18 protein-coding genes are annotated in these 16,086 nt (G+C 67.8%); 6 read left to right on the forward strand and 12 right to left on the reverse strand.

Annotated elements, in window-relative coordinates; genetic code table 11:
* Positions 1-8: 8 nt before the first annotated feature.
* The 4 genes from NFH66_RS04585 to miaB form a co-directional block, all read right to left on the reverse strand.
* The gene (locus NFH66_RS04585) at positions 9-878 is read right to left on the reverse strand and encodes a CorC family transporter (protein WP_349608724.1); all 870 of its coding nucleotides are present in this window, start codon (positions 876-878) and stop codon (positions 9-11) included.
* Complete coding sequence (gene ybeY, locus NFH66_RS04590; protein WP_349608726.1) at positions 875-1,363, reverse strand: rRNA maturation RNase YbeY; 489 nt, start codon at positions 1,361-1,363, stop codon at positions 875-877. The genes NFH66_RS04585 and ybeY overlap by 4 nt, the downstream gene beginning before the upstream one ends.
* Positions 1,360-2,463 carry a PhoH family protein gene (locus NFH66_RS04595; RefSeq protein ID WP_349608728.1) on the reverse strand — a complete coding sequence of 368 codons (1,104 nt, stop codon included), beginning with the start codon at positions 2,461-2,463 and terminating at the stop codon, positions 1,360-1,362. Before NFH66_RS04595 ends, ybeY begins: the two co-directional genes overlap by 4 nt.
* Before the next feature lie 152 nt (positions 2,464-2,615).
* Complete coding sequence (gene miaB, locus NFH66_RS04600; RefSeq protein ID WP_349608730.1) at positions 2,616-3,959, reverse strand: tRNA (N6-isopentenyl adenosine(37)-C2)-methylthiotransferase MiaB; 1,344 nt, start codon at positions 3,957-3,959, stop codon at positions 2,616-2,618.
* A 442-nt stretch (positions 3,960-4,401) separates the two neighbouring features.
* On the opposite strand from miaB, the gene NFH66_RS04605 reads away from it, so the two are divergent.
* Both NFH66_RS04605 and NFH66_RS04610 read left to right on the forward strand, forming a co-directional pair.
* Entirely contained in the window at positions 4,402-5,040 is a 639-nt protein-coding gene (locus tag NFH66_RS04605; RefSeq protein ID WP_349608732.1) for a TIGR04211 family SH3 domain-containing protein, read from the forward strand.
* Between the two features lie 22 nt (positions 5,041-5,062).
* Entirely contained in the window at positions 5,063-5,704 is a 642-nt protein-coding gene (locus tag NFH66_RS04610) for a class I SAM-dependent methyltransferase (protein WP_349608734.1), read from the forward strand.
* A gap of 3 nt (positions 5,705-5,707) precedes the next feature.
* Here the strand turns inward: NFH66_RS04610 and NFH66_RS04615 are convergent, their stop codons facing one another.
* Complete coding sequence (locus NFH66_RS04615) at positions 5,708-6,298, reverse strand: YajG family lipoprotein (RefSeq protein ID WP_349608736.1); 591 nt, start codon at positions 6,296-6,298, stop codon at positions 5,708-5,710.
* 118 nt (positions 6,299-6,416) lie between these two features.
* Between NFH66_RS04615 and NFH66_RS04620 the strand changes: the two genes are divergently transcribed.
* Entirely contained in the window at positions 6,417-6,845 is a 429-nt protein-coding gene (locus NFH66_RS04620) for a GNAT family N-acetyltransferase (protein ID WP_349608738.1), read from the forward strand.
* A 58-nt stretch (positions 6,846-6,903) separates the two neighbouring features.
* Here NFH66_RS04620 and msrQ read toward each other — a convergent pair whose 3' ends face one another.
* The 6 genes from msrQ to cysP all read right to left on the reverse strand — a co-directional run bounded on the left by msrQ (position 6,904) and on the right by cysP (position 12,516).
* Complete coding sequence (gene msrQ / locus NFH66_RS04625; RefSeq protein ID WP_349608740.1) at positions 6,904-7,545, reverse strand: protein-methionine-sulfoxide reductase heme-binding subunit MsrQ; 642 nt, start codon at positions 7,543-7,545, stop codon at positions 6,904-6,906.
* Entirely contained in the window at positions 7,545-8,561 is a 1,017-nt protein-coding gene (gene msrP / locus NFH66_RS04630; RefSeq protein WP_349608742.1) for a protein-methionine-sulfoxide reductase catalytic subunit MsrP, read from the reverse strand. The genes msrQ and msrP overlap by 1 nt, the downstream gene beginning before the upstream one ends.
* A gap of 157 nt (positions 8,562-8,718) precedes the next feature.
* Entirely contained in the window at positions 8,719-9,810 is a 1,092-nt protein-coding gene (locus NFH66_RS04635; RefSeq protein ID WP_349608744.1) for a sulfate/molybdate ABC transporter ATP-binding protein, read from the reverse strand.
* Positions 9,807-10,634 (reverse strand): sulfate ABC transporter permease subunit CysW, encoded by an 828-nt coding sequence (gene cysW / locus NFH66_RS04640; RefSeq protein WP_349608746.1) that lies wholly within the window; start codon positions 10,632-10,634, stop codon positions 9,807-9,809. The genes NFH66_RS04635 and cysW overlap by 4 nt, the downstream gene beginning before the upstream one ends.
* The gene (cysT, locus tag NFH66_RS04645) at positions 10,634-11,488 is read right to left on the reverse strand and encodes a sulfate ABC transporter permease subunit CysT (RefSeq protein WP_349608747.1); all 855 of its coding nucleotides are present in this window, start codon (positions 11,486-11,488) and stop codon (positions 10,634-10,636) included. The genes cysW and cysT overlap by 1 nt, the downstream gene beginning before the upstream one ends.
* Before the next feature lie 17 nt (positions 11,489-11,505).
* Entirely contained in the window at positions 11,506-12,516 is a 1,011-nt protein-coding gene (gene cysP / locus NFH66_RS04650; protein ID WP_349608748.1) for a thiosulfate ABC transporter substrate-binding protein CysP, read from the reverse strand.
* 190 nt (positions 12,517-12,706) lie between these two features.
* Here cysP and rpe point away from each other — a divergent pair, with 190 nt between their 5' ends.
* Together rpe and NFH66_RS04660 are read left to right on the forward strand one after the other, a co-directional pair.
* On the forward strand, positions 12,707-13,405 hold the full coding sequence (gene rpe, locus NFH66_RS04655) for a ribulose-phosphate 3-epimerase (protein ID WP_349608749.1): 699 nt from the start codon (positions 12,707-12,709) through the stop codon (positions 13,403-13,405).
* A gap of 2 nt (positions 13,406-13,407) precedes the next feature.
* Positions 13,408-13,704, forward strand: a complete 297-nt coding sequence (locus NFH66_RS04660; protein ID WP_349608750.1) for a GIY-YIG nuclease family protein — start codon at positions 13,408-13,410, stop codon at positions 13,702-13,704.
* A gap of 115 nt (positions 13,705-13,819) precedes the next feature.
* On the opposite strand, the gene NFH66_RS04665 is transcribed toward NFH66_RS04660, so the two are convergent.
* Positions 13,820-15,118 (reverse strand): NAD(P)/FAD-dependent oxidoreductase, encoded by a 1,299-nt coding sequence (locus tag NFH66_RS04665; RefSeq protein ID WP_349608752.1) that lies wholly within the window; start codon positions 15,116-15,118, stop codon positions 13,820-13,822.
* Positions 15,119-15,224: 106 nt separating this feature from the next.
* Here NFH66_RS04665 and NFH66_RS04670 point away from each other — a divergent pair, with 106 nt between their 5' ends.
* Positions 15,225-15,890, forward strand: a complete 666-nt coding sequence (locus NFH66_RS04670) for a phosphoglycolate phosphatase (protein ID WP_349608753.1) — start codon at positions 15,225-15,227, stop codon at positions 15,888-15,890.
* Positions 15,891-16,086: the final 196 nt, after the last annotated feature.

A 16,086-nucleotide genomic window follows, 5' to 3' on the forward strand; every position in this document is an offset into this window, starting at 1 on the left:
CTGGCGTGTCAGAAGCCGTCGTCTGCGGCGCAGGGCTCGGCTTCGAGCAGCCGGATACGGCGGTTGTCGGCATTCAGCACCGTGAAGCGCCAGCCGCCGATGACGGTATGCTCGCCCCGTGCAGGCAGGTGGCCGAAACGCTGCATCACCAGGCCGCCGAGCGTGTCGAACTCCTCGTCGGAGAAGTGGGTCTCGAAGCGCTCGTTGAAGTCCTCGATGGGCGTCAGGGCGCGGATGGCGTAGCGCCCCTCGCCCAGGTCGCGAATATCTTCCTCGTCGTCGGCGTCATGCTCGTCCTCGATCTCGCCGACGATCTCCTCGAGGATATCCTCGATGGTGACGATGCCGGCGGTACCGCCGTACTCATCGACCACGATCGCCATATGGTTGTGGGTACTCTGGAACTCCTTGAGCAGGCTGTTGAGGCGCTTGGACTCGGGCACGAACAGCGTCGGCCGTACCACCTCCTCGAGGCGGAAGGGCCGGCCGCTCTCCTGGCCGTTGCGCAGCAGCGGCAGCAGGTCCTTGGCCAGCAGGATCCCCTTGACCTCATCAAGGTTCTCGCCGATGACCGGGTAGCGGGAATGACCGGTCTCCAGGATCACCGGCAGATACTCATCCAACGGCTGGTCGATGGCGATGGCGGTCACCTGGGAGCGCGGAATCAGCACCTCGCGAACCTGCTGGTCGCTGATCTTCAGCGCCCCCTCGATGATCATCATGGCGTCCTGCTCGAGCTTCAGGCGGCCCCCCGCCTGGCGCAGGAACTCCAGCAGTTCGTCCCGTGAGCTGGGTTCGTCGCTGTCGCTGGAAAGCGCCCCCAGCAGTTTCTCGAGCCAGGAGCGGTTGCCCTGGCTACTCGATCGGTCTTCGCTCATGAGTCGGTTCTCTCGTCCTCGGGTGCGGTCCGGTAAGGGTCGACGATGCCCAGCTCGGCCAGGATCTCGCGCTCCAGCGCCTCCATTGCCTCGGCCTCGTCATCCTCGAGATGGTCGAAGCCGAGCAGGTGCAGGGTACCGTGAACCACCATGTGAGCGTAGTGATCGTGCAGCGACTTGTCCTGCTCGGCGGCCTCGGCGGCTACCACGGGGTGGCAGATCACCAGGTCGCCGAGCAGTGCCAGGCTGATCCCGGGCGGGTTCTCGAAGGGGAAGGAGAGCACGTTGGTAGGCTTGTCGCGGCCGCGGTAGTCGCGGTTGAGGGCCTGGCTCTCCGCGGCGCCCACCAGGCGCACGCTGAGTTCGCTGTCGGGGTCGACCGCAAGTCGCGACAGCACCGTGCCCACCCAGGCCTCCAGCTCCGCCTGGCTCGGCAGCCCTTCGGCATCGGTGGCCACCTGGCGGTCGACCCGGGGATCGCTCATGGCTTGCCTCGCTCGCGGTCGAGGCGCTCCAGGCGCTCCTGGTCCAATCGCCTTTCCTGACGTAACGCCGCGCGCTCCTGCTCCCTGGCCTCCTTGCGGGCGCGTTCGGCGGCCTCCTGCTCGGCCTCGAAGCTGTCGTAGGCCTCGATGATGCGCTGTACCAGGGGGTGGCGTACCACGTCCTTGGCGGCGAAGTGGGTGACGCCGATGCCGGGGGTCCCCTTGAGCACCTCGAGGACCTGGATCAGCCCCGAGCTCTGGCCGCGGGGGAGGTCGACCTGGGTGACGTCGCCGGTGATCACCGCGGTGGAGCCGAAACCGATACGGGTCAGGAACATCTTCATCTGTTCGCGGGTGGTGTTCTGGCTCTCGTCGAGGATGATGAAGGCGTTGTTGAGGGTGCGTCCGCGCATATAGGCCAGCGGGGCGATCTCGATCACCTGGCGCTCGATCAGCTTGGCCACCTGCTCGAAGCCGATCATCTCGTAGAGGGCATCGTAGAGCGGGCGCAGGTAGGGGTCGATCTTCTGGGCCAGGTCGCCGGGCAGGAAGCCGAGCTTCTCACCGGCCTCCACCGCCGGGCGTACCAGCAGGATACGGCGGACCTCCTGCTGGTTGAGGGCCTCCACCGCCGCGGCGACCGCCAGGTAGGTCTTGCCGGTACCCGCCGGGCCGATGCCGAAGTTGATGTCGTGGGCGCGGATGCTCTGTACATAGCCCTGCTGGTTGAGGCCGCGGGGCTTGATCAGGGTGCGCGGGGTGCGGATCAGCACCTCGGCGGTGTCGGCATCTCCCTCGTCCTCCTCGAGCGCCTGCTGGCCGGACTCCTGCAGGAAGAGGTGCACGGTATCGGGCTCCAGGTCACTGGCCTCGGTCTCGCGGTAGAGGTGTTCGAGCACGTTGGCGGCGGCCTTGACCCGGTGGATGGGCCCGGCCAGCTGGAAGATGTTGCCGCGGTTGCGCAGGGTGATGCCCAGGCGCGACTCCACCAGCTTGAGGTGCTCATCGCGCTGGCCGCAGAGGTTGGCCAGGCGGTGCGGGTCGTTGGGTTCGAGGGTCAGGGTGATGATGCGGTTGGCCTGGGAGGCTGGCTGGCTCAAGACGGGCGGGTCCCCTGGATGATGAATGTGTAGGTTCAGCTTACTGCCCCGGTGTTTGCCGGGGCAATGTGTGAAGGGCTATCGCGTCCGGAATGTGGTGCTCGAGCCTAGGGCCGCCGGATCAGCCCCGGCAGCAATACCCCTTGTCTGTCTCAGTAGATCTCCGGCGAGGCGAGCTCGCCGCGCAGAGAGTTGGGCAGTGCCTCGGTGATCTCCACGTCGACGAAATAGCCGATCAGCTCGGTGGGGTTGGGGGCACGGAAGTTGACCACCCGGTTGTTCTCGGTGCGACCGGAGAGCTGGCCGGGGTCCCGGGGCGAGAAGCCGGTGACCAGGATGCGCTGGGTGGTGCCTACCATGCGCCGGCTGATCTGCATCGCCTGCTGGTTGATGCGCTCCTGGAGGATCGCCAGGCGCTGCTTCTTGACCTCCTCCGGGGTGTCGTCCTCGAGCGAGGCCGCCGGGGTACCGGGGCGTGCCGAGTAGACGAAGCTGAAGGAGTGATCGAAGCCGATGCGGTGGATCAGGTCCATGGTCGACTCGAAGTCCGCCTCCGTCTCGCCGGGGAAGCCGATGATAAAGTCCGAGGAGAAGCTGATGTCGGGACGCAGGGCGCGGATGCGCTCCATCTTCGCGACGTACTCCTCCACCGTGTGGCCGCGCTTCATGGCGGCGAGCACCCGGTCGGACCCCGCCTGCACCGGCAGGTGGAGGTGGCTGACCAGCTCCGGGATCTCGCCATAGGCCTCGATCAGGCTGTCGGAGAACTCCACCGGATGCGACGTGGTGAAGCGGATGCGGTCGATGCCCTCCACCGCCGCCACGCAGCCGATCAGCTCGGCCAGGTCGATCTCGTCGCCCAGCTGGTTCTCGCCGCGGTAGGCATTGACGTTCTGGCCCAGCAGGTTGATCTCGCGCACGCCCTGATCGGCCAGGTGGATGACCTCGTCCATCACCCCCTCGAAGGGCCGTGAGACCTCCTCGCCGCGGGTATAGGGCACCACGCAGAAAGTACAGTACTTGGAGCAGCCCTCCATGACCGAGACGAAGGCGGTGGCGCCGTCGGAGCTCGGCTTGGGCAGGTGGTCGAACTTCTCGATCTCGGGAAAGGTGACGTCCACCACCGAGATCTGGCCCTGCTGCCGCGAGTCGAGCATGGACGGCACCCGATGCAGGGTCTGGGGCCCAAACACCATGTCGACGTGGGGCGCGCGCTTGCGCAGTGCCTCGCCCTCCTGGCTGGCCACGCAGCCACCTACGCCGATCACCAGGTCGGGCTTGGCCTCCTTGAGCTTCTTCCAGCGACCCAGCTGGTGGAACACCTTCTCCTGGGCCTTCTCGCGGATGGAGCAGGTATTGAGCAGGATGACATCCGCCTCCCGCTCGTCGTCGGTGAGTTCGAGACGGTGAGATTCGCCGAGCAGATCCGCCATGCGGGCGGAATCGTACTCGTTCATCTGGCAGCCGTGGGTCTTGATGAAGAGTTTCTTCGCCATAAGGATTGGGTCGTGGCGCCTGGCGCCCGACGTCTATCACCGGTGGGTTCAGGGATGCGCGACACTCGCGACGGCGGACCGCCGGCGACGCGGCAATGGATGGCGGTGGCCGCCTGGGCCATCGTGGAAAACAGGCGGGTATTATACGTCTCGTACCCGTGTGGAGCCAGCCCGGCACCCGGCGCGGGCGAGTGTGCTAACCTAGCGGCCCCGGCCATCGGAGTGGGCCGCCGGCCCCGGAGGCGCCCTCGGTGCTGGTCACGTAATGACCAGCAGCCTGGAAGTGGCGCTGTGGCGGCACCGGCGGGTGACTTTCCCGGAGTTGTCCCGACGGTTGTCCACAGGAGCTGTGCATAACCGTCGAGGGGGCGGCGCTTCCTTTCGGCCGAGGTGGCATATCGACGCCACGCTTCATTTGGGACCCTTAAGTCAGGATCATGGCATGACGACACACCACAGCACACGAACCGGCCTGGGCATCGGCCTGGGGGCGCTACTCGGCTTGCTGGCCCTGCCGCTGGCAGCGCAGGAGCAGAACGACACCGTCTGGGTCTCCGACGCCTTGACCACCTATGTGCGCAGCGGCCCCACCGATGGCTATCGCATCGTCGGCACCCTCACCGCCGGCGAGCCGGTCGAGCGGCTGGAGACCAGCGGCGACTATACCCGCGTCCGGGGACCGGGTGGCGATGTCGTCTGGATCCTCAGTCGCGAGATCCAGGAGGAGCCCAGCGCCCAGGTGCGCCTGCCCGAGCTTGAGCAACGAGTGGCCGAGCTCGATGCCGAACTCGACGGCATCGATGAGGCGTGGGAGCAGCGTACCGCCGCACTGCGTGAGACCCTGGAGGTGCGCGAGGCACGTGTCGCCGAGCTGGAATCGCGCAATCACGAGCTGGATGTCGAAGCGCAGCGCTCGCTGCAGGCCGCGCGTGAGCTCGAGGCGCGCCTCAACACCCAGGAGCAGGACCTGCTGATGCGCTACTTCATGTATGGCGGTGGGGTGGCCGGTGCCGGTCTGCTGGTCGGCCTGATCGTCCCCCACCTGCCGCGCCGCCGCCGCAAGCGCGACCGCTGGTTCTGAGCGCATGAAGGACGAGGCGAGCATGGAGAACGAATGGCTGGCGCGCTGGCGCGAGGGGCGCATCGGCTTTCATCGTGATGCACCGCATCCCGCGCTGCGCCATCACTGGCCGCTGCTGGGCGTGCGGCCCGGCGTCAAGGTGCTGGTGCCGCTATGCGGCAAGAGTCACGACATGCGTTGGCTGGGGCGTCATGACCACCCGGTGCTGGGTATCGAGCTGGCGCCGCAGGCGATCGAGCAGTTTCTCGCCGAGGGGGGCGAGCCCGTCTCGCGCTATCACCAGGCGGGATTCGAGATCTGTCGCCAGGGTAATGTCGAGCTCTGGTGCGGCGACTTCTTCCACTTCCATATCGCTCAGGCGGCCGAGATCGGCGCCTTCTACGACCGTGCCGCCCTGATCGCCCTGCCGCCCGCCACCCGCCAGCGCTATGCCTTCCATCTAGCGCAGCTGATCCCGCCCGGGGCCAGGGGGCTGTTCATCGGCCTCAACCGAACGGCTGGCGAGGAACAGGCCGGGCCGCCGTTCCACGTGCCGGAGGAGGAGGTGCGCGAGCTGTTCGAGCCCAACTTCCGGATCACCCTGCTCGAGCGGGGCGCCCCGGAGCCGGGCAGCGGCTTCCAGGAGCATGTCTGGGCCATGGTCCGCCGCGGCCCGGTCGAGTGATCCTCAGCGGGCCAGCAGGCGGCCCAGTTCGGGGTCCCGGAAGGCGCGGTCCAGGCCGTCGGAAAGCAGCTCATTGACCATCCGCGCATTGGCCTCCTGGTCCGGGCGCACGGCAAAGCTCTGGGTGCGCCGCGAGGTGTAGGTGCCGGTATAGGTGTTGCCGCCATTGGTCGCCTCGGCGACGAGCACCGCCTCCAGGCGTGCCTCGCCGACCACCGGGCGACTCTGGCCGCGGCCATACCCCAGATGGTCGAGGGTCAGGATGAGACTGGGGCGCCCCTCGGCGCGCTGGGTGGTGGGTGCGAAGCCCATCTCGCGCACCGCCCGCTCGGCCTCGCGCTGCAGCCTGGGTATCAGTTCGTGGGCGTAGACGGTAATGGTGGCGGTGGACATGGCACTGCCGGTGCGGGTGCCGATCACCTCGCTGTCGCGGCCATCCGCGGCGATTACGGTCACCGACTGACCGCTGCCGGTCACCGGCACCTCGGCGCTGCGCTGCGGGTCAAGCTGCAGGGTCTGGGGAGCAGCGCAGCCGGCCAGCCAGCCGGTGGCGACCAGGGCCAGGGAAAGGCGAAGAAAGCGTCGACGCAGCATGGGGACCTCCCGTGTCGATGGGGTGAAGGCGGGGCGCAGTATAGCGTCTGCTATCCGCCCAGAGTACAGGCGTCGCCCCCTCGGTTACACTGTCGGTATAGGCCGAAGGAGCCGCGACATGATCCGTTCCGCCACCAGCGAGGAGATTCCAGGGCTGGTCGACATCTGGCTACGAGCCTCCATCCGTGCCCACGACTTCATCCCCGAGGCGTTCTGGACCTCCCGTGCCGACAGCATGGCGCGGGAGTACCTGCCCCAGGCCGAGGAGGTCGTGGTACTGGAGGTCGAGGGCCGAGTCATCGGCTTTAGTGCCCTCAACGGCGACCATCTCGAGGCGCTGTTCATCGACCCGAAGGTTCAGAGCTATGGCCATGGCTCGCGGCTGATGGCCCACGCCATGGCCGCGCACGGGCGCCTGACCCTGTGTGTCTATTCACGCAACGTGCGTGCGGTCTCCTTCTACCATCGGCTGGGTTTTCGGGCCGTGGAGGAGCGCGTCGAGCCGCTCACCGGCGAGTGCGAGACCCTGATGGCATGGGAGCATTGAGCGTTCGGCCCGCGTGTCGACCCGCAGCCTGCGGTGATGCGCGACCGGGAAGCGAACTCTAAGCGCAGCCGAGCCGGTAGCGTATCCTGGGTAGCGTGCGGGCCACCGGCGGCAGGCGGGTCGCCATGACCAGCGCCGCGATGGCGGCATACATCGCCCACTCCCCGAGGTCGGCGCGCACCACCCAGAAGAAGTGCAGCAGCACCAGTCCCAGGATGGGATAGGCGAGCCGGTGCAGGGTCTTCCAGCGCTTGCCCAGGCGGCGCATCGACCAGCGGTTGGAGGTGGCGCCCAGCGCGCCAAGGCCGAGCAGTGCCAGCATGCCGACGATGATGTAGGGCCGTTTCACCAGTTCGCTACCCAGCATGGCCCAGTCGAGCCCCAGGATGAACAGTGCGTAGCTGAGCATGTGCAGGGTGGCGTAGGCCAGCGTCCACAGGCCTAGCTGCCGGCGGATCAGGGTGAAGCCCTTCCAGCGCGTGAGTCGGGTCAGTGGGGTAAGGCTCAGGGTCAGCAGCAGCATCCACAGCGCCCCTATGCCGATATTCAGCAGCAGGTAGCGCCCCGGCTCGGGTCCGGCGGCGTGACTGGCCACCTGCCAGCCCCATGCCACCAGCGGTGCCAGCGCCGCCAGGAATACCCCCAGGCGCCAGAGCTGCCAGCGGTTCGGGAGGGGCATCAGGCGGTTCAGGGTGGCCATTAATAGTGCTTCCGTAGATCCAGCCCCGCGTACAGCTCGGCGACCTCGTCGGCATAGCCGTTGAACATCAGGGTGTCGATGGTGTTGGGGCTGAAGAGGCTGTTGGGCAAGCGACGCTCGGTGGCCTGGCTCCAGCGCGGGTGATCGACCCGGGGGTTGACGTTGGCGTAGAAGCCATACTCGTCGGGTGCGATCTGCTGCCAGGAATTGACCGGTTGCTCGGCCACCAGCGAGATGCGCACGATCGACTTGATGCTCTTGAAGCCATACTTCCAGGGCACCACCAGTCGCAGCGGGGCGCCGTTCTGGTTGGGTAGTTCGCGGCCATACATGCCCAGGGCGAGCAGGGTCAGCGGGTGCATGGCCTCGTCCATGCGCAGCCCCTCCACGTAGGGCCAGTCGATCAGCGAGAAGGCGGAGCGCTGCCCCGGCATCTGCTCGGGGTCGACCAGGGTTTCGAAACGCACGTAGCGGGCCTTGCTGGTGGGCTCGGCGCGCCTGATCACCTCGGCGAGGGGAATGCCCAGCCAGGGGATCACCATCGACCACGCCTCGACGCAGCGCAGGCGATAGATGCGCTCCTCGAACTGCGAGGGGCTGGCGAGATCCTCCAGGGCAAGGCGTCCACCGTTGTTGACTTCGCCATCCACCACCACGCTCCACGGCTGGGTTTCCAGGCTGCCTGCATGGCGGGCGGGGTCGGACTTGCCGGAGCCGAACTCGTAGAAGTTGTTGTAGCCGCTGGCGTCGTCGAAGGGGGCGAGCTTGTCCTTCTCGGGGTCGCTCGGGGTGACGGCTTGCCAGCGGGTGGCGTCGATCTTTGCCTTCAGCCACGCCGGCGCATCGCCCGCGGGGACATCCGAGTAATCGGCAGCGGCGTGGGCCTGGTCGGCCAGGGCAAGCCCCGCACCCAGGCCCGCCATGCCACCCATGAAACGCCGTCGGGAGAGGTAGGTGGATTCCGGTGTCACATCGGATTCGTGCAGGTCACCGGGCTTGGCAATCTTGATCAGCATGTGGAGCCTCCGCTGGCGGTGAGTGCTGAGTCATGTTGAATGTGACAACACGCCAGCAGATTCATCACCGCCGACCACTGAATTGGCGTCGACTCGCCGGGGACGAGCCCGGCGAGTCGACGCCAACGGTGGGTGAGGGGGCGGGGCGGGCGGTGGCTCAGGCAGCGGTGGGCTGGCGGTGCTGGCTGGCGTCGGCGCTGAAGCGGTGCCAGCGGCGCGGAATCACGAACAGCCGCTGGCCGCGGCGCAGCTCGAGGCGCTCATAGTCGGAGTGACGCAAGGCGGCCTGCCAGGGTTCGACCAGCCAGTCTGCGGCGATCTCCACCCGCACCTCGGCCCCCACCGGGGAGATGGCGGTGACGGTCACCGGGAGCCGGGCCTCCGGCGTAGGGGCCTGCGCCAGGCGTACCTCGTGGGGCCGCAGCAGCAGCTCCTCGGGGCCATCGGGCAACGCCACTGCCAGGTGCGCCTCGCCGCAGGTGAGAACCCCGTTGCGCACCTCACCCTCGAGATGGTTGACATCGCCCAGGAACTCGAAGACGAAGCGGTTGGCGGGTGTCCGGTAGAGGGCATCCGGGGTGTCGATCTGCTCGATGCGCCCCTGGCTCATCACCGCGACCCGGTCGGAGACCTCCAGCGCCTCCTCCTGGTCGTGGGTCACGAACAGGCTGGTGAAGCCCAGCTCGTCGTGCAACTGGCGCAGCCAGCGACGCAGCTCCTGGCGCACCTTGGCGTCCAGCGCCCCGAAGGGCTCGTCGAGGAGCAGCACGTCGGGGCGCAGGGCCAGCGCCCGGGCCAGGGAAACCCGCTGCTGCTGGCCGCCGGAGAGCTGGGCCGGGTAGCGCTCGGCGAAGCGTTCGAGCTGCACCATCTCCAGCAGGCGGTGGACCCGGGCACGGATCTCGCCGCTGGAGGGGCGCTCGCGGCGCGGCAGCACGCTCAGGCCGAAGGCGACGTTGTCGAACACCGTCATATGGCGAAATAGCGCGTAGTGCTGGAAGACGAAGCCGATGCGCCGGTCGCGCACATGCACGTTGGTGACGTCACGGTCGCCGAACAGGATGCGTCCGGCGGGATTGCGGTCCGGTGCCTCCAGGCCGGCGATGATGCGCAGCAGGGTGGTCTTGCCCGAGCCCGAGGGCCCCAGCAGGCCCACCAGCTCGCCCTCGGCGATCTCCAGGTTCACCGGTTCCAGGGCGCGCCCGGCACGACCATAGTGCTTGGCGATATCGGTCAGGCGGATGCTCATGGGGAAACCTCCTGGCGCGCGATGCGCCATTCCAGGCTGGCCTTGGCGGCCAGGGTGAACAAAGCGATCAGTGCCAGCAGGGCGGCGCTGGAGAAGGCGCCCACGGCGTTGTAGTCCTGGTAGAGCTGCTCCAGGTGCAGCGGCAGGGTCATGGTCTCACCGCGGATGGCGCCGGAGACCACCGAGACCGCGCCGAACTCGCCGACTGCCCTGGCGTTGGTGAGGATCACCCCGTAGAGCAGTGCCCAGCGAATATTGGGCAGGGTGACCCGGCGGAAGATGGTCCAGCCCGGCGCGCCCAGGGTCACGGCGGCCTCCTCCTCGCGGGAGCCCTGGGCCTGCATCAGCGGGATCAGCTCGCGGGCCACGAAGGGGCTGGTCACGAATATCGTCACCATCAGGATGCCCGGCCAGGCGAACATCAGCTGGATGTCCTGGGTGTCGAGCCAGCCACCGATCCAGCCGTTGCGGCCATAGAGCAGCAGGTAGATCAGGCCTGCGACCACCGGCGAGACCGCGAAGGGGATGTCGATCAGGGTCTGCAGCAGGCGTCTGCCGGGGAACTGGAAGCGGGTCACCAGCCAGGCCAGGGCCACCCCGAACACCAGGCAGACGGGGATGGTCAGCACGGCGATGAACAGCGTCAGGCCGATGGCCGCCAGGGTGTATTCGTCGCTGACGCTGGACCAGAACACGCCGACGCCCTGGGAGAAGGCCTGGGCGAAGATCGCCACCAGTGGCAGCAGCAGGAATAGTGCCGCCAGCAGCACGGCGGCGACCACCAGGACGCGGCGTACCGCCGGGGCATCACCGACTCGTTGCATCAGCCGCGTCCTCCATGCAGTCGTTTGATGAAGTGGCCCTGCCAGACGTTGATGGCCAGCAGCAGCGCGAGGGAGACGGCCAGCACCACCGAGGCGATGGCCGAGGCGCCGGCGTAGTCGTACTCCTGCAGCTTGACGAAGATCATCAGCGCGGTGATCTCGGTCTCGAAGGGGGAGTTGCCGGCGATGAAGATGATGGCCCCGAATTCACCCAGCGAGCGCACGAAGGCCAGGCCGGTGCCGGTGACCAGTGCCGGCCACAGGTAGGGCAGGATCACCCGCCGGAAGGCGGTGGCATCCGAGGCGCCAAGGGTCATTGCCGCCTCATCGACCTCGGGGGGCAGGTCCTCGAGCACCGGCTGCACCGTGCGTACCACGAAGGGAATGCTGGTGAAGGCCATGGCCAGGGCGATGCCCACCCAGGTATAGGCCACCTCGAGCCCCAGCGGCTCGAGCAGCCGGCCGACCCAGCCGTTGCCGGCATAGAGGGTGGCCAGGGTGATGCCGGCGACCGCGGTGGGCAACGCGAAGGGCAGGTCCATCAGGGCATCGAGAAGGCGCTTGCCGGGGAAGTCGTAGCGCACCAGCACCCAGGCCAGCAGCAGGCCGAAGGCGGCGTTGGCCAGCGCCGCCACGGCGGCGGCGGCGATGGTCACCGTGTAGCTGGCCACCACCCGGCCGTCGCTGACGATCGCCCAGTACTCGGCCAGGCTGAGCCCCTTGAGCTGGCCCACCAGGCCGGTCATCGGCAGCAGCAGCACCAGCGACACGAAGGTCAGGCTGATGCCCAGCGACAGGCCGAAGCCGGGCAGCACGCGGCGACGACGGGGCAGGGCGAGGGCCAGGGTGCTCATCGATCGACTCCCGGCGCTCAGCGACGCTGCAGCTGGTCGAGCTGGCCGCCACTGGCGAAGTGGGTCTCCATGGCCGCATCCCAGCCGCCGAAGACCTCCTCGACACGCAGCAGCTGGGTCTCGGGGAACTGCCCGGCGAACTCCTCGACCACCGCCTCGTGATGCACGCGGTAGTTGAAGCCGGCCAGTTGGCGCTGGGCCTCCTCGCTGTAGAGGTACTCCACGTAGGCGCGGGCCAGCTCCTCGGTACCGTTGCGCTCGGCATTGGGCTCCACCACCGCTACCGGGAACTCGGCCAGGATGCTCACCGGCGGCACGACCACCTCGTAGTCATCGCTGCCGTATTCGCCGCGGATGTTGTTGACCTCGGACTCGAAGCTGATCAGGACGTCGCCGATGCCACGCTCGATGAAGCTGGTGGTGGCACCGCGACCGCCGGTATCGAACACCTTCACGTTGCCGAGGAAGTCGCGCATGAAGTCCTGGATCTGTGCCTCATCCCCGGCGAACTGATGATCCGCGAAGCCCCAGGCGGCGAGATAGGTGTAGCGGCCGTTGCCCGACGTCTTGGGGTTGGGGAAGACGATCTCCACGCCCTCGTCGTCCAGGTCGTCCCAGCCCTCGATGCCCTTGGGGTTGCCCTTGCGCACCAGGAAGGCGGTGGTGGAGTAGTAGGGCGAGGCGTTGTTGGGCAGCGCCTGCTGCCACTCCTCGGCCACCAGGCCATCATCGGCCAGTACCTGGACATCGGTGACCTGGTTGTAGGTCACCACGTCGGCGCGCAGTCCCTGGAGGATGGCGCGGGCCTGGGCCGAGGAGCCGCCATGGGACTGCTGGATGGCGATCTCCTCGCCCTGGGTCGCCTGCCAGTGGGCGATGAACTCGGGGTTGATCGCGGCGAACAGCTCGCGGGCAATATCATAGGAGGAGTTGAGTAGCTCGCGTTCGGCGGCCACGACCGGGGAGGCCAGGCCGGCACCCAGGGCGATGGCGAGCAGCGAACGAGGAAAGCGCAGATCGAGGGTCATGGCGAGACTCCGCAAGGAGAAGGAGGATGGGGAATGTTGTGAGAAGGTTATGGCCCATCAAAGGTAATTACAATAGTGTTTTTTATTCAATTATAGAATATGTCTCTGCGCTCCGGTCATCCTGTCGCCTGCCGGCGGCGGGAGGGTCTGGTAGAATGCGCCCTCTCGTCATCGACCCGGGAACCCTGCCATGACCGACGCGACCCGCGATTTCCAGATCGCGCCCTCGATCCTTTCTGCCGACTTCGCGCGGCTGGGTGAGGAGGTGGACGACGTCCTCGCCTCCGGCGCCGATATCGTTCACTTCGATGTGATGGACAACCACTATGTGCCCAACCTGACCATCGGCCCCATGGTCTGCTCGGCACTGCGCAAGCACGGCGTCACCGCGCCCATCGACGTGCACCTGATGGTACGCCCCGTCGACCAGCTGATCGGCGACTTCATCGACGCCGGCGCCAGCATCATCACCTTCCACCCCGAGGCCTCCGACCATATCGACCGCTCCCTGCAGCTGATCCGCGACGGCGGCTGCCGGGCCGGCCTGGTCTTCAATCCGGCCACCCCGCTGGCGTACCTCGACTACGTGATGGACAAGCTCGACATGGTACTGCTGATGAGCGTCAACCCCGGCTTCGGCGGCCAGTCCTTCATTCCCGCTACCCTCGACAAGCTGCGCGAGGCGCGCCGGCGCATCGACGCCTCAGGCCGCGATATCCGCCTCGAGGTCGACGGCGGCGTCAAGGTGGACAACATCGCCGAGATCGCTCGCGCCGGCGCCGACACCTTCGTGGCCGGCTCGGCGGTGTTCAAGGCGCGCAACGATTCGGACCCGCACCGCTACGACAGTGTGATCGGCGATTTCCGCCGGGCCCTGGCCGAGGCCTGAGCGTGACGGACGAGGCCGCTCCTCGCTGGCACCTCTATGTGATCGAGACGGCCGCCGGCGCGCTCTACACCGGCATCACCACCGACGTGGCCCGGCGCCTGGCCGAGCACGCCGCCGGGCGCGGCGCCAAGGCGCTGCGCGGCAAGGGGCCGCTGCATCTGGTATATCACGAATGTATCGGAGCGCACGGTGAGGCGCTACGCCGGGAGGCGGCGATGAAGCGCCTCACCGCCGCGGCCAAGCGCCGCTGGCTGGCCGAGCGGCGAGCCATTCAGGCGAACGGGGAATCCTTCCCCTAGGCGGTGTCGATAGCGTCGGGCGGGCGCGGCGAGCGCTGAGCGCCACGCCGCCCATCCTGATGCGGGCCGCCGGAGAGAGCCGGCGGCCCGCGTCGTTCGGGGAAGAGGGGGCGCCTCAGTGTAGCTTCAGGCGCGGCTTCAGGAAGCGGTTGAGCCCGTCCACCACGATCATCAGGCCGGTCTTGACGGTGCCGTGGATGGCGCGCTGGTGCAGGCGATAGAGCGAGGCGTAGAAGAGCTTCGCCAGGTGCCCCTCGATGAACAGGCTGCGCGCCGAGGCGCCGCGCATCAGGCTGCCGATGGCGTCGAAGTGCGCCAGCGAGATCAGCGAGCCGCGGTCCCGATAGGCGAAGGGCTTGAGCGGCTTGCCGGCGCGCTGGGCCTGCAGGTTGCGGTAGAGCGTGGCGACCTGCTGATGGGCGGCCTGGGCCCGCGGCGGCACCGTGCCGCCGTCCGGCTGTGGACAGCTGGCGCAGTCGCCCATGGCGAAGATCCGCGGATCCTCGATGCTCTGCAGGGTGTCGCGGACCTTGAGGCGGTGGTTTTTCTCCGTCGGCAGGCCCAGCGTCGAGAGCAGTGCCGGCGCCTTGATGCCTGCCGCCCAGACCCCGAGGTCGATCGCGATGCGCTGGCCGTCGGCGGTGTGGATCGCCGTGGCCTCCACCCGGGTCACCCGGGTCTCGGCATGGATCCTCACCCCCAGCCGCTCGAGCTCCCGGTGCACCGCCGCACTGATCCGTTCCGGCAGCGCCGGCAGTACCCGCGGGGCGGCCTCGATCAGGTGCACCTCGAGCCGGTCGCTGTCCAGTGCGGTGACGCCGTAGCTGTGCAGCATCCGCGAGGCCTCGTGGAGCTCCGCGGCGAGTTCGACCCCGGTGGCGCCGGCGCCGACGATGCCCACCGCCATGCGCGCCGGCTGCTCGAGGCGCGGGTCGTTGTGGCGCAGGAAGGTGTTGAGCATCTGCTGGCGGAAGGCCTCGGCCTGCTGGGGGCTGTCGAGGAAGTGGCAGTGCTCGCCGACCCCGGGGGTGTCGAAGTCGTTGCTGACGCTGCCCAGGGCCAGCACCAGCTGGTCGTAGGCGAGCTCGCGGGCGGGCAGCACCTCGTCGCCGGCGGCGTCGAGCACCGGGGCGAGGGTCAGGGTGCGGGCCTCGCGATCGATGCCGCTCAGGGTGCCGTGCTGGAAGCGGTAGCCGTGCTGGCTCGAGTGCGCCTGGTAGGAGATCTCGTCGAGCCCAGAGTCCAGGGCGCCGGTGGCGACCTCGTGCAGCAGCGGTTTCCAGATGTGGGTGGCGTTGCGGTCGACCAGCACGATCTCAGCGCGACCGCGTCGCCCCAGCTTGCGGCCGAGCCGGGTGACCAGCTCGAGGCCGCCGGCGCCTCCGCCGACCACGACGATGCTTGGCAGGTTCATGTCATTCTCCCCCAAAGACTGGAGGCTCCAGCATAAGCGCCCGGAGATTTCCTGCCCATGGCCGCTTGGGCATAATGGATATCCGATTCATCCGACGAGAGGCGTCATGCACCCCATCCTCCACGACATCCGGCTGGTGGCCTTCGACCTGGACGGCACCTTGATCGACTCCGTGCCCGAGCTGGCAGCCGCCGTCGACATGACCCTGAACGAGCTCGGCCTGCCCGAGGCGGGCGAGCAGAAAGCCAGGCTGTGGGTCGGCAACGGCGCGCTCAAGCTCGTCGAGCGTGCGCTGGCCGATGCCCTGGGCGAGGCGCCGTCGCCGCAGCGACTGGAGCCGGCACATCAGCGCTTCCTGCATCACTACGGTCGGGAGGTGGGGGCGCGCACGCACCTCTATCCCGGCGTTCGCGAGTGCCTCGATGCCCTGCGTGAGCGCGGCCTGCCCCTCGCGCTGGTGACCAACAAGCCAAGCGCCTTCATTGCCCCGCTGCTCGAGAAGCTGGGACTTGCCGGGTACTTTGCGCTCTGCCTGGGTGGCGACAGCCTCCCCGAGAAGAAGCCTCACCCGGCACCGCTGCTGCACGTCGCGGCCCACTTCGATGTCCCGCCGTCGGCGTGCCTGATGGTGGGGGACTCGCGCCACGATATCGCCGCCGGCAAGGCGGCCGGTTTCCGCACCCTGGCGGTGCCCTACGGCTACAATCACGGCGAGCCGGTGCGCGACAGTGGCCCGGAGGGCGTGGTTGAATCGCTGGCAGAACTCGTTTAACGTGAGTTCGGCTATTACTATAAGGTAGAGCTTTTTCAATATGTTATTGTTATAAGACGCGGACGCCCCTCGATGACCACCCGCATTTCCACGGACAATACCCGTTCCATCGGCGCCCCGCGTGCCGCTTTCCTGGCCGCCCGGTCGCCCGTCCTGGGCAGCTGGCGATGGTGACGCTCGCTCCCCCTGCTTGAGC

It is taken from the genome of Halomonas sp. H10-9-1 (assembly GCF_040147005.1).
GTDB lineage: Bacteria > Pseudomonadota > Gammaproteobacteria > Pseudomonadales > Halomonadaceae > Halomonas.

Coding starts and splice junctions, on each gene's coding strand:
- NFH66_RS04610 (WP_349608734.1), top strand. CDS start 5,063: ATGGAGAACGAATGGCTGGCGCGCTGGCGCGAGGGGCGCATCGGCTTT.
- miaB (WP_349608730.1), bottom strand. CDS start 3,959: ATGGCGAAGAAACTCTTCATCAAGACCCACGGCTGCCAGATGAACGAG.
- msrQ (WP_349608740.1), bottom strand. CDS start 7,545: ATGGCCACCCTGAACCGCCTGATGCCCCTCCCGAACCGCTGGCAGCTC.
- NFH66_RS04670 (WP_349608753.1), top strand. CDS start 15,225: ATGCACCCCATCCTCCACGACATCCGGCTGGTGGCCTTCGACCTGGAC.
- cysW (WP_349608746.1), bottom strand. CDS start 10,634: ATGCAACGAGTCGGTGATGCCCCGGCGGTACGCCGCGTCCTGGTGGTC.
- msrP (WP_349608742.1), bottom strand. CDS start 8,561: ATGCTGATCAAGATTGCCAAGCCCGGTGACCTGCACGAATCCGATGTG.
- NFH66_RS04605 (WP_349608732.1), top strand. CDS start 4,402: ATGACGACACACCACAGCACACGAACCGGCCTGGGCATCGGCCTGGGG.
- NFH66_RS04665 (WP_349608752.1), bottom strand. CDS start 15,118: ATGAACCTGCCAAGCATCGTCGTGGTCGGCGGAGGCGCCGGCGGCCTC.
- NFH66_RS04620 (WP_349608738.1), top strand. CDS start 6,417: ATGATCCGTTCCGCCACCAGCGAGGAGATTCCAGGGCTGGTCGACATC.
- ybeY (WP_349608726.1), bottom strand. CDS start 1,363: ATGAGCGATCCCCGGGTCGACCGCCAGGTGGCCACCGATGCCGAAGGG.
- rpe (WP_349608749.1), top strand. CDS start 12,707: ATGACCGACGCGACCCGCGATTTCCAGATCGCGCCCTCGATCCTTTCT.
- NFH66_RS04615 (WP_349608736.1), bottom strand. CDS start 6,298: ATGCTGCGTCGACGCTTTCTTCGCCTTTCCCTGGCCCTGGTCGCCACC.
- NFH66_RS04585 (WP_349608724.1), bottom strand. CDS start 878: ATGAGCGAAGACCGATCGAGTAGCCAGGGCAACCGCTCCTGGCTCGAG.
- cysP (WP_349608748.1), bottom strand. CDS start 12,516: ATGACCCTCGATCTGCGCTTTCCTCGTTCGCTGCTCGCCATCGCCCTG.
- NFH66_RS04635 (WP_349608744.1), bottom strand. CDS start 9,810: ATGAGCATCCGCCTGACCGATATCGCCAAGCACTATGGTCGTGCCGGG.
- cysT (WP_349608747.1), bottom strand. CDS start 11,488: ATGAGCACCCTGGCCCTCGCCCTGCCCCGTCGTCGCCGCGTGCTGCCC.